This window comes from Streptomyces sp. NBC_01235 (assembly GCF_035989285.1).
In the GTDB taxonomy this organism is placed as follows: domain Bacteria; phylum Actinomycetota; class Actinomycetes; order Streptomycetales; family Streptomycetaceae; genus Streptomyces.
The window spans coordinates 10,469,298-10,486,616 of the sequence record NZ_CP108513.1; the positions used below are offsets into that span (position 1 = coordinate 10,469,298).

Here is a 17,319-nt window from a genome sequence, read left to right on the forward strand (position 1 = left end):
ATTGATCACAATAGATCTCGCTAGTATTCCCCCTGCACGTCGGGAAGAACTCGCCAGGCCGACCCCCGGAGATGTCCGTGCACGACGCTCCCGACACGTCCGTGGAGGCGGGTCACCCCTACGAGGCGGAACCCCTGGTCCGCATCCGCGGGCTCGTCAAGCGGTTCGGTGGGACCCTCGCGCTGGCCGGGGTCGACCTCGACGTCCACGCCGGCCGGGTCCTTGCCCTCCTCGGGCCCAACGGTGCCGGAAAGTCCACGCTCATCAAGGTGCTCGCCGGTGTCCACCACGCCGACGCGGGACAGATCACGGTCGACGGGCACCCGCTCGGAAGTCATGCCGCCTCCCGCACCATGTCCTTCATCCATCAGGACCTCGGTCTGGTGGAGTGGATGACGGTCGCCGAGAACATCGCCCTCAGCACCGGGTATCCGCGCCGCGCCGGGCTCATCTCCTGGCGGCTGACCCGCGAGGGCTGCGTCGACGCCCTGCGGATCGTCGCCGGACATCTGGACCCCGACACGCCGATCGCCGGCCTCGCCTCCGCCGAGCGTTCGCTGGTCGCGATCGCCAGAGCCCTCGCGGCACGCGCGAAGCTCATCGTTCTCGACGAGCCGACCGCCCGCCTCCCGGCCGCGGACTGCGCCCAGCTGTTCCGCGTCCTGCACGCCCTGCGCGACCTGGGGCACGGCATCCTCTACGTCAGCCACCGTCTGGACGAGGTGTACGAGGTCGCCGACAGCTTCGCCGTGCTGCGCGACGGCCGCCTCGTCAGCCACGGCGCACTGGCAGCCCACAGTCCCGCCCGTCTGGTGCACGACATCGTCGGCGAGGAGCTGACCGCCCACCGTCCCGCCACGGCTCCGGCCGACGGGGCGGCCGTCCTGACCCTGGACGGTGTACGGACCACCGGCGCGGGCCCGGTCAGCCTGGAACTCCGGGCCGGGGAAGTCCTGGGCCTGGTCGGTCTCACGGGCGCCGGGCACACCGAACTGGGCCGGGCCCTCGCGGGTTCCCGCCCCCTTCTCGACGGGCGGGCCCTTCTCCACGGCCGGCCGTACCGCCCTCGCACGGTCGCCGACGCCGTCGGACTCGGTGTCGGCCTCGTGCCCGGCGACAGACTGCGGGAGGGCTGTCTCGCCGAGCTGTCCGTGCGGGAGAACCTCCTGGCCAATCCCCGCGCGGGAGGCCGGTCGGCGCCGCGCTGGATCAGCCCCCGCCGCGAACGCGCCGAGACCGCCACCCTGATCGAACGGTTCGCGGTGCGTCCCCGAGACAGCGAGGCCCCCATCGCCGTCCTCTCCGGAGGCAACCAGCAGAAAGTCATGATCGGCCGCTGGCTCCGGACGGGCCTGAGCCTGCTGATCCTCGAGGAGCCGACCGCGAGCGTCGACGTGGGCGCCAAGGCCGCGATCCACCGCCTGCTCGACCAGGCGCTGGCCGAAGGTCTCGCGGTTCTGCTCATCTCCACCGACTTCGAGGAGGTCGCGGGTGTCTGCCGGCGCGCCCTCGTCTTCGTCCGCGGGACCGTGACGGCCGAGCTGAGCGGCGCGGACCTCACGGCAGCCGAGCTGACCCGGGCCGCGTCCGCCATGCCCCCCTCCGGAACCGGGACGAACCCATGACCGCCCCGTCCTCCCCCTCCTCACCCCGGGGACGACCGCGTCGACCGAGCCGACCGAGCCGACCGGGCGGACACCTCATCGGCTCCTACGGACTGCTCGCCCTCACGGCCCTGCTCTTCCTGATCTTCTCCCTCGCCCTGCCCCGCACCTTCCCCACGCTGGACACCGTCGACTCCATCCTGTCCAACCAGGCGATCCCGGCCGTCCTCGCGCTCGCCGCCATGGTCCCCATCGTGACCGGCGCGTTCGACCTCTCCATCGGCTACGGCCTCGGCCTGGCACACGTCACGGTGCTGCACCTCGTCGTGAGCGACGGATGGCCCTGGCCGCTCGCCTGCCTCGCGGTGATCGTCGGAGGGGCCCTCGTGGGCGTCCTCAACGGTGTCATCGTCGTGTTCGGCCGGATCGACTCCTTCATCGCCACCCTCGGGACCGGCAGCATGATGTACGCCGTGACCGGCTGGATCACCGGCGGCGGCCGGATCGTCCCCGGCCCGCAGGGCCTTCCGGCCGCGTTCACCGACCTCTACGACTCCACGTTCCTCGGCCTTCCGGTCCCCGCCTTCTACGTGCTCGCCCTCACGGTCGTCCTCTGGCTGGTGCTGGAGCGGCTGCCGCTCGGCCGGTGCCTCTACGTCGTCGGCTCCAACCCGCGTGCGGCCGACCTCGTCGGCATCCCGACCCGCAGATACACCGTGTACGCGTTCGCCGCGTCGGGGCTGATCGTCGGATTCGCCGGTGTACTGCTCGCGGCACAGCAGCAGATCGGCAATCCGAGCGTCGGCCTGGACTACCTGCTGCCCGCCTTCGTCGGCGCCCTCCTCGGCTCCACGGCGATCAAACCCGGCCGGCCCAACGCCATCGGCACCGTCGTGGCGGTCGCGGTCCTCGCCGTCGGCCTCACCGGCATCGGCCAGCTCGGCGCCGACTTCTGGACGGTCCCGCTGTTCTACGGGGGCACCCTGCTCATCGCCGTCGGTCTGGCCGGATACGCCGCCCGCCGCCGACTGCGCAGCGGCGTCGTCGCGGCCCGCGCCGCGCCCGCCGGGCCGCCGTCCGCCCCGACCCAGGACGGGGGTTCGGCAGGCGTCACTCCCTGACCCACACCGCGGGCAGCACCTGTGTCCAGGCCGCATCCTTCCGCCCGTTCCCACGCGAGGAGTTCCCTTGTACGGCAACCGCAGAGCCATCCCCGGCGTCTTCACGGCCCGGCTCGCCTCCTGCGCCCTGCTGGCAGCGGCAACCGTCCTCGTCGGCTGCGAACGCGGCTCGTCGCGCGGCCCGGGGGAGTCCACCACGGGCCCGAGCGGCTGCCCCGCCGTCCAGGCCAGGGCCGAGACCGCCGTCGCGAAGGCGGAGGAGACCGACGTCTCCTGGGACGGCCCGACCAACGGCCCCGGCGCGGTGTCGGGCAAGACCATCGTCTACGTCGCCCAGACCATGACCAATCCCGGGGTCGCGGGCGCCGCGAACGGGGTGCGGGAAGCCGCGCGCGTCATCGGATGGAACATCCGGGTGATCGACGGCGGGGGCAGTCCCACCGGCATCCAGGCGGCGATGAGCGAGGCCGTGGCCCTCAAGCCCTCGGGCATCGTCATCGGCGGCTTCGACCCCAACTCGACGTCACGGCAGGTCGCGCGGGCCAACAAGGAACACATCCCCCTCATCGGCTGGCACGCGGTCGCCGCGCCCGGCCCCAGCCGACGGCCCGAGCTCTTCACCAACGTCACCACCCGCGTCGAGGACGTGGCCGCAATCAGCGCGCAGTGGATCATCTCGCACTCCAACGGCCACGCCGGGGTCGTGCTCATCACCGACTCCTCGATCCCCTTCGCCAGGAACAAGTCCGAGCTGATCAGGAAGGCGCTCGCCACCTGTCGGGGCGTCGAGCTGCTCGCCTACGAGAACATCCCCATTCCGGACGCGAGCAGCCGCACCCCTCGGGAGATCTCCTCCCTCCTCGCCCGGTTCCACCACCGGTGGACCCACTCCGTCGCCATCAACGACCTGTACTTCGCCGACGCGGCCCCCGCCTTCCGCGCGGCCGGCGAGAACGGTTCCGGCCCGCCCTTCAACATCGGCGCGGGCGACGGCGACCCCTCCGCCTTCCAGCGCGTCAACAACAGGCAGTACCAAGCCGCCACCGTGCCCGAGCCGCTGTCCCTGCAGGGCTGGCAGATCGTCGACGAGTTCAACCGCGCTTTCGCAAGCCGTCCCGCCAGCGGGTATGTGGCCCCCGTCCACATCGCCACGGCCCGCAACAGCGCCGGTGCCACGACCTGGGACCCGTCGGGCTACCGGGAGGCGTACCGGAAGATCTGGGGCAAGTGACGGCGGCGTCGGGGACCTGGCCGACGTGGGCCCGTGGCGGTCGGCGTGCCCGACCCCGTGCGGTGGCGCGCCCCGCAGCGGAGCGCCGGTGGTGGTGAGGTTGTGGGGTGGCTGCGCAGAGCCGAGGGCCGGTGAACTCTCCTCTCTTACGCAGTACGAGTGAATGAGCCGGTTGTTCCGTTCGGGGCCGGTGGCGAGTCTTTTACGGTCTCTGAATGGATCCGCAGGCCGGAGGGGAGGGCCTGCGGGCGGGGGACCGGTGGAAAGGCGCACCTGATGTCGGGATTGGGGAAGTCGCCGGACGCGCTCAGGGGCCGGGAGGGCCGCTGTCGTCGGACCGGGGCGTGGGCCTGGGGCGCGGTGGGCGTGGCGTGTCTCGTCGGAACAGCGCTGACTTTCAGCGGGCCGTGGGAGGCCGGGAGCGCGGTGGCGCGAATGGTGGCCTTCGGGCCGTCCACCGGTTGCTGGGGGCTGACGGTCTCCTTGATGCTTCGTGCATGGGGGTCGAGCGGACGGGTGCGGACGCGTCTGTTGCTGTTGGGGGGTTCTGCGGCGGCCGGGGGTGTGTACCGGGGGGCGGCCAACGTGCTGTCGGCCTACTCTCCGGCTTCGGGACAGGACGCGCGATCGTTGCTCGTTTCGGTGGTGGTCACCGGAGTGACGCTGACGGTCGGCCTGGGGGTGGCCGGTCTGGTGGTCGCGGCCGACGCCGGCACGGGTCGGCACGTGGTGCTGCGGCGTGTGCTTGACGGGGTCGTCATCGCCGGAGCCGTGTTCATGACGGGATGGGTACTGCTGCGGGGGGCCGGTGACGGCTGGCGGCTGGGGACGGGGATGGTCGGTGTCCTGTGGACCGCGGAAGTCGTGTTCCTCAGTTTTCTGTTCGCCCTGCGCCGTCTCGTACGGAGCGACCAGTCGGCCACGTTGTGGGTCGGGATCGCCGGGCTGTCCCTCACACTGGTCGGCGACACCCTGCGACTGTGGACGGTCGGCCCCCACGGCCCCGAGGTGATGTCCTGTCAGCTGGTCGACGCCTTCGACACCGTGGGACTGCTGGTGGTCGCTGTCGGCCCTTGGGTGCCCGGCGGGGCGAGCGTCCTGGACACTGCCCCGCCGGCGTTGCGATGGGGGATAGAGGGCGCGGCGGCGTTCATTCCCCTGACGGTCTGCACGGTCACGGCGCTGGGATATGTGTTGGCTCCTCCTGCCCGTGACCCGGTGCCCCTGCTGGTCGGCGCGACCGCACTGCTGAGCCTCTGGGCGCGCCAGACGTTCCTGCCGAGCGAGAACACCAGAAACGACGACTGAGTTCTCCTGAGCGGTGCGGCGCGGTCTCACCTCCGACGGCAGGGGTGATGCGGCGAGGCCGGGGTAGACGGGACTGCACACAGGCCTTGCTGCACCGGCCTCGTTCATCGACCGATCCAGGAGGGCAGTCGTGCCAGGGATGTTGGAGAAGATCAAGCGGTTCAGCAGGAGCCCGCAGGGACAGCGCACCATGGAGCAGGTCCGCCGCGCCTCGGCCGACCCGCGGCGCCGGGCCCAGGTCCAGCGCCTGCTCGGCAGGCTGCGTGGGCGGCGCTGACCCGAGGGGCCGTTGTCCGGCGCAGAAGGCGTTCCGCGAGGTCGCCCGGCACCCGAACGCGACGGCCCGGGCTCCTGCTCGCCTGCTTGGCGGACAAACAGGCGAGGCCCATGGCCGGCGGCCACCCGGCCCTCCCGCCGCCGGTCATCGTGAGCTGCTCACCGACGCCGACCAGCAGGTGGTGGAAGCGGCGGCCGCCAACCCGTCGCTGCCGCCTGCCGTGATGTCTGATCTCGTGCCCCAGCTGTGAGTACCTGCCCGCCGAGGGAAACGCCCAGCCCCGCCGACTCGAGGGCCGAACCTCCACCTGGATCGAGGCACGTCACCCTGTGGCCACTGTGCGGTCGTGGGTGTTCCAGGCAGTTCCCACCGCCTGGAACACCCACGGCTCGGCGCGGTCGCGCTCCTACCTGGCGAGCCGGGCCGGCTCCTCCAGCCGCGTCAGTTTCTGAGGATTCGCCACCGCATGGATCCGGGTGACCCGCCCGTTCTCCACCACCAGGCTCACCGCGGCCAGTTGGCCGGCGACCTCGATCCGGCCCGCCGGCGCGCCATTGAGCCACACGGCCGACACCACCCGGCCGGGGCGCGCGAGCAACGTCGCCACGAGTTCAGCCCCGTGGACGGGAGCCCGGGCGGCGTCCGCGAGACCGCCGCCGTCGGCGACCAGGACCACGTCCGGCGCCAGTACCTCCATCAGCTCCTGCACCTGCCCGGTGCGCAACGCGGCCAGGAACCGCTCCACCACCGTCTGCTGCTCCGACCGGCTCACCCGCACCCGGGGCCGCCGGGCCGCCACGTGTTCGCGTGCCCGCCGCGCGATCTGTCGCACCGAGGCCGCGGACTTCCCGACGGCCTCGCCGATCTCGCCGTAGGGCATCTCGAAGACCTCGCGGAGCACGAACACCGCCCGCTCCGTGGGCCCGAGGGTTTCCAGCACGGTCAGCAGCGCGATCGAGACGCTGTCCGCGAGTTCGACGTCCTCGGCGACATCGGGGCTGGTCAGCAAGGGTTCCGGCAGCCACTCGCCGACATAGTCCTCGCGGCTGCGCGCCAACGTCCGCAGCCGGTTGAGCGCCTGTCGTGTGACGATCCGTACCAGGTAGGCCCGCGGGTCACGCACCTGGGAACGGTCGACGTCGGCCCACCGCAGCCAGGACTCCTGCAGCACGTCCTCCGCGTCAACCCCCGAGCCGAGCATCTCGTAGGCGACCGTGAACAGCAGACTGCGATGGACGACGAAGGGGTCGTCGATCATGCCGTCGACGCCACGTCGGACGTCCCGGGACGCCCGGCCAGCGGAATCTCGCAGGCTTCGGAGAAGCCCTGCGACGAGACGCCGTTCGCCACGTTGGCCCTGGTCGCCAGGTTGACATAGGCGATGTACGCGGTGAGCTCGACCATCGCCGCCGGGCCGAGCCGTTCGAGCAGGCTCGCGTACTGGTCATCGGTGACGGTCGGCGGCGTGTTCGTCATAGCCTCGGCGTACCCCATCACGTCCCGCTCCAGCAAGGTGAACACCTCCGAATCCCGCCAGCGCGGCACCTGGCTCGCCTTGACCAGGTTCAGGTTCTCGTTCTGCGCGTGGAAGTAGCCGACGTCGAGGCACCAGCTACAGCCGACCTGTGCCGCGACGGCCATGTGGGCGAACGACTTGAGACTCGGGTCGGCCGCATTCCACGCGCCCACCTTGCCGCCGAACTCCAAGTTGTCCTGGGCGACCCCGGGGCTGTGCCACAGCACCTCGACGTTCTCGGGCACGGCACCGAGCTGCTTGATCATGTCGTCCTCGAGCTCGGCGGGGAGCTCGGCCTTCGGGAGACGTAGCGCCACGGTGTTCTCCTTGTAGGTGGTCCTGTTCGGCTGTTCGCCTGTTGCCATGAAGACACCGCCGACCCCTCGAATGTGACACCGGCGTGGGGCAGCGATCCGGGCGACCTGTTTCCGGCCAGGCGTCACGTGGAGCCGGCGCCGCAAGCGGCGGCCGCGTCTTCGCCCCCGATGGGCGCGTTCCAGGGTGAGCGGATGGTCGAGCACGATGGGAGAAGGGCGTGGCGAGGTGACTGGCCACCGGAGTGGGGTACTTGCCGTCCACGTTGATGTGATCGCGGCCGACGACGTGCTCCTCGACGTCCTCGCCGTGGTCACCGCCACCGGTCTGTCCGCCCCTGGGACAGGCGCGGCCCGGGCAGACCGTCCGCTTCCGCCACCGCGCCCTTGACCGGGCGTCACCGCCCACCGTGCTCAGCGAGGCGCCGTCGACGCGCTGCGAACCCGCGTCCGCACGGCCTTCGACACCCTGCGCGTCCCCGCTCCCGCCGGCTGTCGACCGCGCGCCCGCCCGACTGTCCCCTCGCCCTGCCCGCACGGAGCCGAACACCCTTCGTCCCACGCCTGCTCCACGACAGGAGACACCATGAGTACCGTGGTCGCTCAGCCAGTCACCGGCACGGTCGACCCCTGTCCCGGCCCCTCGGGCAGCGGCTCGGCGGCGGTGAGTTGTCGCGGACGACCTGCGATCAGGGGCGCGGCCCGAGGAACAGGCCACCGCTGGCGTCGATGACCTGCCCGGTGATCCAGCGTGCCGCGTCGGAGGCGAGGAACGCGACCACGTCGGCGACGTCGTCGGGCCGGCCCAGCCGATCGAGCGCCGTCGTCGCGGCGATGAGGTCGGCCAGGCCCGGTGCTTCGAAGAACGCTCCGTTGGCCGCCGTCCGCGTGGCGCCGGGAGCGACCGCGTTCACCGTGATTCCTCGGACCCCGAGCTCGTTGGCCAAGGTCATGCTCATCGTCTCGACCGCGCCCTTCGTCATGGCGAAGGAGGTCTGGGCGGGGTTGGCCATCCGGGTCGCCACGGACGAGATCGTGACGATGCGGCCGCCGTCGCGGAGCAGCGGCAGCGCTCGCTGGATGATGAAATACGGCGCTCGCACGTTCACCGCGAAGAGGTGGTCGAACTCCTTGCGCGTCGTGACTCCGAGCGGGCCGGCGGGCACGGCTGCCGCGTTGTTGACGAGGATGTCGAGCGGCCGCCCGGCCAGACCGGCCTCGGCTCCCGCGAAGAGCGTCTCGACGTCGTCGTCCACGCCCAGCCGCGCTCCCACGGCGAGCGCGGTTCCCCCCGCCCGCTCGATCGCCTCGACCGTCGCCGTCGCACCGGCCTCGTCCGTGCCGAAATGGACGATGACCACTGCACCCCGTGCCGCAAGCCGGACCGCGATCGCCTGCCCGATGCCGCGCGACGCCCCGGTCACGAGAGCCGTCCTGCCGGCCAGATCACTCATGCCACATCCCCCGTATTGTGAGTGACTACCAATCTGGTAGTCACTACCACTCCGGTAGGGTCTATCACATGCCCGACCAGCACTCAACACTGCGAGCACAACGGCGAGCGGAGACGCAGCGCACGATTCAGGCGCACGCGATACGGCTGTTCACCGAGCGCGGATACGACGCCACGACCGTGACCGACGTCGCCGAGGCCGCAGGTGTGTCACCCATGACCGTGTACCGGCACTTCCCCACGAAGGAAGACCTCGTGCTCGTCGACCGGCACGGTCGGCTCGTCGCCGAGCGGATCGCCGCGTCGTCCGCGTCGCAGCCCCTCGTCCGCCGCATCGGCGGAGCGCTCATCGACTCGGCCGCGACGCTGACCAGCGGCGGCCACGGCGACGACCCGGCAGCGGGCGAACAGTTCCTGCTCGCCCGCCTCCGGCTCATGATCTCGACGCCCGCCTTGCGGGCCAGGCACCTGGACAATCACTACGCCCTTCAGCAGGCGATCGTCGACGCCCTCGGGGGCGACGCCACCGACCCCGACGCGGCGTTCCAGGCCCAAGCGGCGGCAGGCGCCTGTCTCGCCGCCATGCACACGGCGTTGGTGCGCTGGGCCGAGGACGACGGACGGACCGAACTGCCCGGCCTGATCGCCAAGGCGCTTGCTGCCGCCTTCGGGGACGACAGCGTCGACCGCGTCGGCCCGGAGGCGTGAGAACGCCCCTGCGAGCACCCGCCTGAAGCGACCGACGTCGGCCCGGAAGCTGAAGACGCCGCGGTACCGGCGTACCGGTGCCCCGGCCTGAGGGAGCGAAGGCGCACACTGGAAGAGCACAGCCCCCGCACGCGGGTGCGCCGGTGATGGGGCACACCGTGACCGCGGAGGCGTCTGCGCTCACGGTTCCTGGGCCGGCCACGCCGACCAGGAGGATCCATGCCCGCACCCAGCAGCCCGCCCGACCGGTCCGTGACGCGGTCCGGCGTCGCCCTGCGCCACCGTGCCGCACGCCTCCTCGCGCGCCTGCACCACAGTCCCGCTCCCGGCGGGCCGTCGCGCCAGGCCCAGGCGCGGGCCCTGCTCGCGGTGCTGGACGAGGCGGTGGCCGCTCAGCGGCCCGCTGATGCGGCAGTGGCCGCGTGCGGGGAGCCCGGCCCCGTCGCCGGGCGGACCGCCCAGGACTGCGGGCGCGCGGGCTCGGCATTCCTCCGTCTCCGGGCCCGACTGCTGGAGCTACCCCTCACCGAACCCGATCTGCTGGCGGCGCAGGCGTACGCAGGGCGGCTGCTGGCGTACGACCAGTGGATGGTGCGCCAGTCCCTGAACCTGGCCTTCAGCGTGCACCCGGACGTTCGTACGGAGGAGGCCCGACAGCGCCTGAACGGCCTGAGCCGACCCGCGGACGATCTGCGACGACTGCGCGATGCCCTGCGGTCCGCGTAGTTCGGACTGACTCCGGCGGACAACAGCCGCATGCTCGCCCGCATTGCGTCCCCCGGGGCCGGGTGTCGCGCTCGGGCGTGGCCGCGAGGCGCCGGGCGGGGATGATGGCGGGTATGCGCATCCGTATCGACGCCGTCGACCTGCCCGGACTCGTCTGCCGGCCTTCCGCTGACGGGAACGCTCCCGCCTACGGCAACGTCCATGTCGCCGTGCAACGACGCGACCGGCCGGCCGAGCTCCTGGAGCCGCAGCCCGGCGACGCCCCGTCCGCGACGTGGACCCTGGAGTGCACCGCCGTCGCCTCGCCGACCGGTACCCAGGTGAAGGGCCCGTACGTGCAGGACCGTCTGGGGCGCCGGTTCGTCTACCTGTCCTGGGGCACGGTCGACGAGGCGGGCGTCTTCACGATGTTCCGCCGCGCCAAACTCATGCTCGACGCCGTGCCCGCCGAGGTACTCGCCGCCGCCGCACGCGACGGCCTGCTCGTCGGACGCCTCGGCCTGTCCGACGCGCACGGCGGCCCCCTGTGCGCACGAGTCGAACCGCCGCACATCACGTGGAGCGCCGAACCCGCCGACTCCAGCTGTTGATCGTGATCTTCATGTCTGCTTGCCATCGGCCTGGAGCAAGCCGCTCCAGGCGGCGGGGCAGAGGAACTGTCAGGTGTTGGAGCTGAAGTATGCGGCGGCAGCGTCGATGAAGCGGTCGTGTGCGGCCCGTGCGGTGTCCTGTGCTGCGGTGAGCTCCTCGATGCTCGTGGCGGCATCGGCCATGTCGTAGGTGGCGACGACCATCTCCTGTGCGGTGGCGTGGACAGCCGGGTCGGGCACGAGGAGCCGCAGCGCAACCAGGGGGCGGGTGATGGCGGAGCGGGTGATATGAGACTTGGCTCGCAGTTCTTCCAGCTCATTGTTGCCGGCGTCGTGCAGCCGAGCCTCCCCGCGCATCCACAAGGCCCGACGGTGGTCGGAGCCGGCGGAGGCGAGTGCGGTCACGGCGTTGAGCCGGTCGCGGCGCAACTGCTCGGCGGCGGCTGCGCGTTCGGCGCGGCCGGCAGCCAGGTGTTGGAACGTGCCGGTGACGATCGATCCGAGGAGCGTCCCGATGACGGCAAGGACGGTGGCGATCATGATCTGCTTTCCTGGTCCGTCGACTGGTCCCGGGCCGGTGCGGAGACGGGTGCGACCACCGTTGATCATCGTGAGTCGTGTGGACCGACGATAGACGGTGGCCGCGGGGCACAGCATGGATCCAGCCCGATGGCGGGAGGCGTTCGAGGCGGCGATGGACCGGATCGCGGCCGGTTCGCGCGGGTCGGACCCCGCTACGGGCGGGGCGGTTGGCGCCGGGCCTGCTGTCGGATCTGCCGCGCGAGAACTGCTGGACGATCGCGGGGTGGGCCGGTTCCTCGGCCTCGAACACCTCATCCGCGAACGCCGCCTGTACCCGGGCGACTACCTCCTGATGGCCGGCCTCGACGGCGGCCACTGCATGACCCACGCCCTGATCCAGATCACCGGACCCACGCGTCCCCCGCAACCGCGTCCACCTGGACCGCTGACCAAGCCACTGCCTCGACGAGCGAGGGCTGCGGCCGACCGAACTACCGGCCGGAGTCCGGCGTGGCGCCGAGGCGCGAGCGTTCGACGCCCGACTCCTCCACCTGCTTGGACTTCGTGGGGCGAAGCCACGGGGACGTCGTGCGGCTCCGGCGGGAGTGGACCGCGGAGTTCGGGGGTGCCCGCCGCGCGGCGGTGGACGGGCGCGACGGGCCTCGTCCGCCAACGGCCTTCACCGAGTCGGCAGAAGCCTGCGGCGATCAGGAACCGGCACGTGCGTCACGTGAGTCCGAGAAATGATGGTTCTATGAAGGTATCGCCTGGTTGTGCGGGGAAGGTCGCGAAGAGGTGACCACTCGGGAATGATCATGCGAGCTCGGTGGGGAATGGAGATGCGCTGGTGCCAGCGTTTGACGAGACGGCGACGATGCTGGTCGGCAGATCCGAGGAACTGGAGCGGCTCGCCTCGGCGATCGGCAGTCTGGGGGAGGACGGTGTTCCCACCGTCGTCGACATCGCCGCAGACGCCGGTATGGGGAAGAGCCGGCTGCTGAGCGAGCTCTGCGCGCGGGCACGCCGGCAGGGGCTGACCGTGCTGCGCGGCAGGGCCACGGAGTACGAGCGGCACACTCCGTTCCAGACGTTCACGGACGCCTTCGCCGACGTCGACCGTGCCTTTCTCGACTCGGACGACGTGCCCCGGGCGGCGGCACCGGTGCTGCGTGGCACCGACAGTGCGCAGGGCGCCTCGCGCACGGGCAACCGTGATCGATTCGGCCTCTATCGCGCGGTGGCGGAAGTACTGACCGGACTCGGCGAACGAAGCGGGCTGGTGATGGCCCTGGACGATCTGCACTGGGCGGACCCCGCGTCCTTGGAGCTGTTGGACCACTTGATCCGACACCCGGTGGGCGGCCGGGTGCTTCTGGTCGTGGCCCGCCGGGAACGGCAGACACCGCACTCGCTCGCCGCCGCTCTGACCCGCGGCGTCGACAGCGGAGCCGTGCTGCGCATGGCACTGCGACCGCTGCCCGAGCAGGACGCGATCCAGGCGCTGGCCTGCGACCTGCCACCGGCCGACGCGAAGGAGATCCATCGATCCAGCGAGGGCAACCCGCTCTACCTCCACTGCCTTCTGCACGCCTACCGGCACGGCGCGTCGTCGCGCGCCGGCACCGTCCGGCCCCACGACGGAACCCCCTCCGGGGTGCCGGGCGGACTGGGAGCCCTGCTCCTGGACGAACTGACCGCGCTGACCGAGGCACAGCGCCGCACCGTCGAAGCGGTGGCGGTCCTCGGCGACGACGCCACGCCCGCGACGCTGCTGAGCCTGACGACCGGACACACCACGGCGGACGACCTCGACGACTGCATCGATGCACTGGTCCGGCGCGATCTGCTGCGCAGGGCGTCCGACGGCCGCTGGACGCTGCGCCACCCGCTGCTGCGGGCACTGGTCTACGAGAACACCGCCGCACCACGCCGTGCCGAGATCCATCGCGGCGCGGCGGACGAACTGGCGCGGGCAGGAGCCTCCGCCGCCGAGCGGGCCCATCACGTCGAGAGGTCGCTCGTCGGCTGGGATCCGGTGTCGGCGGCCGTACTGAGTGAGGCCGCCGCCCAGTTCGCCCACACGGCGCCCGCGACCGCCGCCCATCTGCTGGACGTCGTCCTCCGGCTCATGCCGGACACGCCCGTATACGCAAGGCAGCGTGGGGAGTTGACGCTGGCGCGCGCCAAAGCCCTCGGCGTGGGCGGCAGTCTGCGGGAGAGCCGCGATCTGCTCCACACACTGATCAGCCGGTCCGGGCACGACGAGGACACATCGCTGCGCGGGGATGCGATAGCGCTGTGCGCCATGATGGAACGGCACCTCGGACACTCCCCGGAAGCGATCGCCCTGCTGCAGCGGGAACTGGTCCGCAGTCCCGGTCCCGAGCCCCGCCAGGCGGTGTCTCTGGGGCTCGCGCTGGGCATGGCCGCCCTGAACACCGTTTCCTACCCCGACGTACGCGACGACATCGAGCGGACGCTCGCGGTGGCCCGCGCCCACGGCGACCTCATGGGAGAGATGGGGGCCCTGGCACTGGGGGCGTTGGGGGAGACCTACGAAGGGGAGACGGCGGCGGCCCGCCGGTTCGCCGATGCCGCCGCCGGACTCGCGGACGGTCTGACCGACCCCAACCTCACCGAACTGTGCGAGTCGCTGGTGTGGCTGGCCTGGGCGGAAGCCCTGCTGGAGCGCTACGCCGACGCCGAACGCCACGCCGACCGCGGTCTGGACATCGCCCGTCGCAGCGGCCAGGTCCACGTCCTGCCCCACCTGCTCAGCAGCAAGGCCTTCGTGCACTTCAACACCTGTCGGCTGCCGTCCGCCCTGGAAGCGGCCGAGGAGGCGGAATCCGTCGCACGAGCCATCGGCAGCAGCGATCTGCTGGCCTTCACTCTGTGCTTCAAGGCACTGATCGTTCTCCTGCGCCGCCCCCTGGGCGACACCAGGGCCCTGGCGACCGCCGAGGAGGCCGTCGCCGCGGCCGGCGGAAGCCGCCACTGGTGGGCGTCGCTGGCCAGGTGCGTGCTCGGCCACACGGCGCTCGTGAGCGGCGACCCGCACCGTGCGCAGGACGCCCTCCTGACGGCGGGCGGTCCCGAACTGCTCGGGTTGCAGCCCTCGATCCGCCCCGGCCAGCTGGACACCCTCGTCAGCACCGCCCTCGCGATCGGCGACGTCGAGCAGGCCGCGCGCTGGGCCGCGCGAGCCGTCGAGGAAGCCGACCGGATGGGGCTGCACGGTCAGCGCGGGGCGGCACTGCGCACCGAGGCGGCGCTCGCCCAGCACCACGGTGACGCCCGCGCGGCCGCTGACCTCTTCGAGCGTGCCGCGCAGGTGTACGCGCCCTCCGGCGCGAGCGTCTGGGAGGCCTACTCCCTGCTGCTGGCGACCGTCCAGGCGCAGGCCGCGGGCGATGGTCCGCGCGCCGTCGCGATGTGGGAACGGGCCCGCCGTATCGCCGACGACGGCGGTGCGCGCCTGCTGTCCGACCTGGCCGCGCTCGTGCGTCCCCAGGCCGAGGCGGCCTTGCGCACACCCACGGAACTCGACCAACTGACCGCACGCGAAAGGGAGATCGCCGAACTCGTCGCCGAAGGACTGAGCAACCAGGCCATCGCGACGAAGCTGTACCTCAGCCGCCGTACGGTCGAGACCCATCTGTCGGCCATCTACCGGAAGACCTCCGTGTCGTCCCGCTCGGCGCTGGCGGGCCTCATGACACGTGCGGCCCTCGACCGGCGCACGTAGACAATGAAGCTCAGGCCGTGGCGTCCCGGTAGTCGCCGAGACAGCGGAAAGCGCCCCCGGTCGCCCGGAACAGGTACATCGCGTCCGTGAAGCGGTAGGTGGACGAGTCGTAGCGCAGCCGTTTGGTGATCCCCCGGTAGTCGGTCTCGCGCAACTGGCCCACGATCGCGCTCCGTTGGGCATCGGAGGCGCCCACGCCGGTCATGGCGCGGGCGACGAAGAACGTCGCGTCGTAGGCCTCGGCGGCGTGCCAGGGCGGGGCCGTGCCGAAGCGCGTGCGGTAGGCGGTGACGAACGACTTCGCGGCCGTCACCCGGGTCGGATCGAGGAAGGCGGTGGAGAACACCCAGCCCTCGGCGGCGTCGCCCGCCGAGGTGAGGAAGCGGGGGTCGAGGGCGCGCTGGGTGGCCAGCCGTGCACCGGAGTAGCCGGCGGAGCGCAGCGCACGGGCCAGCCGCGCGGCCCGCGCGTACCCGCCCGCGAACACCACGGCGTCAGCCCTCGCGTCCGTCACCGACTTCGCGAGGGCACGGAAGTCGCCGTCCGCGTCGTCCTCGGCGGCGAGGGTGCGCCGGACCGTGGTGCGCTGCCCGGTCCTCAGGGCGTCATCGGCACCGGCGCACTGACGCCAGCTGAAGTCGCCCTCGGCGGCGTCGTCGATCAGCACCGTTCGGCGCGCCCCGGCGGTGCGGACGAGGTACGCGACGACGGGCGCCACCAGGGTCGAGTCATTGGGGCGGGTGGCCGCGTACACCCGGTAGTCGGTGGGGGACACCTCGTCGAGTCCGACCGAAACGGTGACCATCGGGAGCCGTGCCTGTTGGTAGAGGCCGAGGGTGGCCTTCGCGCAGGCGTCGGTGGTCGGCCCGAGCACCGCGCGGACCCGGTCGTCGGCCGCCAGCCGGTGGGCGATCTGCCGCGCCCGGGTCGTGCCGCCTTCGTCGTCGTGCACCTGGAGTGCCAGGTCGAAGCCCCGGCCGGCACGGGAGTTGAGGTGGTCGACGGCGAGCCGGACGCCGTTCTCCTGGGCGCGGCCCGTCGTACGACCGCTGCCGCTCAGGTCGGCGTGCAGGGCAACTGCCAGGAGCGGGAGCCGGGTTGTGTTTCCCTGGGCCGAGGTGCCGCCGGGGCGGTTCGCCGTCCACCAGGCCGCCGTTCCGCCGGCCGCCAGGACTCCGGCGACCGAGCCCAGTACCAGGAAGCGGCGGCGCGTGGCACCTCCCGGGCCGACGGCGGTCTCGTCGCCGTGGGGTGCGTCGGCCACCGTCGCCCCCAACGCCCCGGATGCTGCGGACACCTCGGTCGCCTCGACGGCCGGCAGGGCGAGCACGGCGGCCGAACGGCGCGCGATCAGCCGGGTCAGGGACTCCGGCAACCAGCCCCCGCCCTCGCCGACACCGTCCAGGGCCCGCTGAACCGCGGCCACGGCCGGCCGGGAGCCGGGCTCCTTCGCCAGGCACCCCCGCAGCAGCGGCAGCAACGGCGCCGGTACGCCGTCCAGGTCCGGCTCGTCGTGGACCGTGCGCAGCAGCATCTCGGCCGCGGAGCCGTGCCCGAAGGGGCGCTCGCCCGTCACGGCGTACGCCAGCAGACAGCCGAGCGAGAAGACGTCACTGGCCGGCCCGATCTCCCGGCCCCTGCCCTGCGCCTGTTCTGGGGAGAGGAAACCGGGGGAGCCGACCACCATCCCGCTGGCGGTGAGCGCGGTGTCCTCCGGCATCCGGGCGATACCGAAGTCGATCATCCGGGGTCCGTCGACCGCGAGCAGCACATTGCCGGGCTTGACGTCCCGGTGCACAAGACCCGCCCCGTGCACCGCGTCCAGCGCCTCGGCCAGCCGCGCCCCCAGGACACGGACCGTCCCGTGCGGCAGCGGCCCGCACTCCTGCACCGCCTCCGACAGGGAGGGTCCCGGCACGAACGCCGTGGCGAGCCACGGAGACTCCGCGTCCGGGTCCGCGGCCAGCAGCGGCACCACCCAGGGGTTGGCGACCCGGCCCGCCGTCTCCACCTCACGGCGGAAACGGGCCCGGAATCCCGCGTCGTCCGCGTACGCCGCGCGGATCACCTTCACCGCGGCGAGCGCGCCCCCGGGGGAGCGGGCCAGGTACACCACGCCCATGCCGCCCGCGCCCAGTCGGCGCAGCAACCGATAGCCCGCGATCCTGGCCGGGTCGGCGCCGCGCAACGGCTCCATCAAC

14 protein-coding genes and 1 pseudogene are annotated in these 17,319 nt (G+C 72.1%); 10 read left to right on the plus strand and 5 right to left on the minus strand.

The window, feature by feature from the left end; genetic code table 11:
• Positions 1-77 precede the first annotated feature (77 nt).
• From OG289_RS46945 to OG289_RS46970, 6 genes and pseudogenes are all read left to right on the plus strand, one after another.
• Entirely contained in the window at positions 78-1,625 is a 1,548-nt protein-coding gene (locus OG289_RS46945; RefSeq protein WP_442819046.1) for a sugar ABC transporter ATP-binding protein, read from the plus strand.
• The gene (locus OG289_RS46950) at positions 1,622-2,725 is read left to right on the plus strand and encodes an ABC transporter permease (protein WP_327320138.1); all 1,104 of its coding nucleotides are present in this window, start codon (positions 1,622-1,624) and stop codon (positions 2,723-2,725) included. The genes OG289_RS46945 and OG289_RS46950 overlap by 4 nt, the downstream gene beginning before the upstream one ends.
• 67 nt (positions 2,726-2,792) lie before the next feature.
• The gene (locus OG289_RS46955; protein WP_327320139.1) at positions 2,793-3,956 is read left to right on the plus strand and encodes a substrate-binding domain-containing protein; all 1,164 of its coding nucleotides are present in this window, start codon (positions 2,793-2,795) and stop codon (positions 3,954-3,956) included.
• 630 nt (positions 3,957-4,586) lie between these two features.
• On the plus strand, positions 4,587-5,264 hold the full coding sequence (locus tag OG289_RS46960; RefSeq protein ID WP_327320140.1) for a hypothetical protein: 678 nt from the start codon (positions 4,587-4,589) through the stop codon (positions 5,262-5,264).
• Positions 5,265-5,394: 130 nt separating this feature from the next.
• Positions 5,395-5,541: a hypothetical protein gene (locus OG289_RS46965; protein WP_327320141.1), complete on the plus strand. Its 147-nt coding sequence runs from the start codon at positions 5,395-5,397 to the stop codon at positions 5,539-5,541.
• Between the two features lie 16 nt (positions 5,542-5,557).
• Positions 5,558-5,791, plus strand: a pseudogene (locus OG289_RS46970) (hypothetical protein); the annotation flags it as partial.
• A 156-nt stretch (positions 5,792-5,947) separates the two neighbouring features.
• Here OG289_RS46970 and sigJ read toward each other — a convergent pair.
• From sigJ to OG289_RS46985, 3 genes are all read right to left on the minus strand, one after another.
• Entirely contained in the window at positions 5,948-6,799 is an 852-nt protein-coding gene (gene sigJ / locus OG289_RS46975; RefSeq protein WP_327320142.1) for an RNA polymerase sigma factor SigJ, read from the minus strand.
• On the minus strand, positions 6,796-7,374 hold the full coding sequence (locus OG289_RS46980) for a carboxymuconolactone decarboxylase family protein (RefSeq protein ID WP_327321015.1): 579 nt from the start codon (positions 7,372-7,374) through the stop codon (positions 6,796-6,798). Before OG289_RS46980 ends, sigJ begins: the two co-directional genes overlap by 4 nt.
• Before the next feature lie 686 nt (positions 7,375-8,060).
• On the minus strand, positions 8,061-8,825 hold the full coding sequence (locus tag OG289_RS46985; protein ID WP_327320143.1) for an SDR family oxidoreductase: 765 nt from the start codon (positions 8,823-8,825) through the stop codon (positions 8,061-8,063).
• A 68-nt stretch (positions 8,826-8,893) separates the two neighbouring features.
• Here OG289_RS46985 and OG289_RS46990 point away from each other — a divergent pair, with 68 nt between their 5' ends.
• The 3 genes from OG289_RS46990 to OG289_RS47000 all read left to right on the plus strand — a co-directional run bounded on the left by OG289_RS46990 (position 8,894) and on the right by OG289_RS47000 (position 10,848).
• Entirely contained in the window at positions 8,894-9,532 is a 639-nt protein-coding gene (locus tag OG289_RS46990) for a TetR/AcrR family transcriptional regulator (RefSeq protein WP_327320144.1), read from the plus strand.
• A gap of 219 nt (positions 9,533-9,751) precedes the next feature.
• Positions 9,752-10,258: a hypothetical protein gene (locus OG289_RS46995; protein ID WP_327320145.1), complete on the plus strand. Its 507-nt coding sequence runs from the start codon at positions 9,752-9,754 to the stop codon at positions 10,256-10,258.
• 113 nt (positions 10,259-10,371) lie between these two features.
• On the plus strand, positions 10,372-10,848 hold the full coding sequence (locus tag OG289_RS47000; protein WP_327320146.1) for a DUF5990 family protein: 477 nt from the start codon (positions 10,372-10,374) through the stop codon (positions 10,846-10,848).
• Positions 10,849-10,917: 69 nt separating this feature from the next.
• Here the strand turns inward: OG289_RS47000 and OG289_RS47005 are convergent, their stop codons facing one another.
• Positions 10,918-11,388, minus strand: a complete 471-nt coding sequence (locus OG289_RS47005) for a hypothetical protein (RefSeq protein ID WP_327320147.1) — start codon at positions 11,386-11,388, stop codon at positions 10,918-10,920.
• An 829-nt stretch (positions 11,389-12,217) separates the two neighbouring features.
• On the opposite strand from OG289_RS47005, the gene OG289_RS47010 reads away from it, so the two are divergent.
• Positions 12,218-15,118: an ATP-binding protein gene (locus tag OG289_RS47010; RefSeq protein WP_327320148.1), complete on the plus strand. Its 2,901-nt coding sequence runs from the start codon at positions 12,218-12,220 to the stop codon at positions 15,116-15,118.
• Between the two features lie 10 nt (positions 15,119-15,128).
• Here OG289_RS47010 and OG289_RS47015 read toward each other — a convergent pair whose 3' ends face one another.
• Entirely contained in the window at positions 15,129-17,315 is a 2,187-nt protein-coding gene (locus tag OG289_RS47015; RefSeq protein WP_327320149.1) for a bifunctional serine/threonine-protein kinase/ABC transporter substrate-binding protein, read from the minus strand.
• Positions 17,316-17,319: the final 4 nt, after the last annotated feature.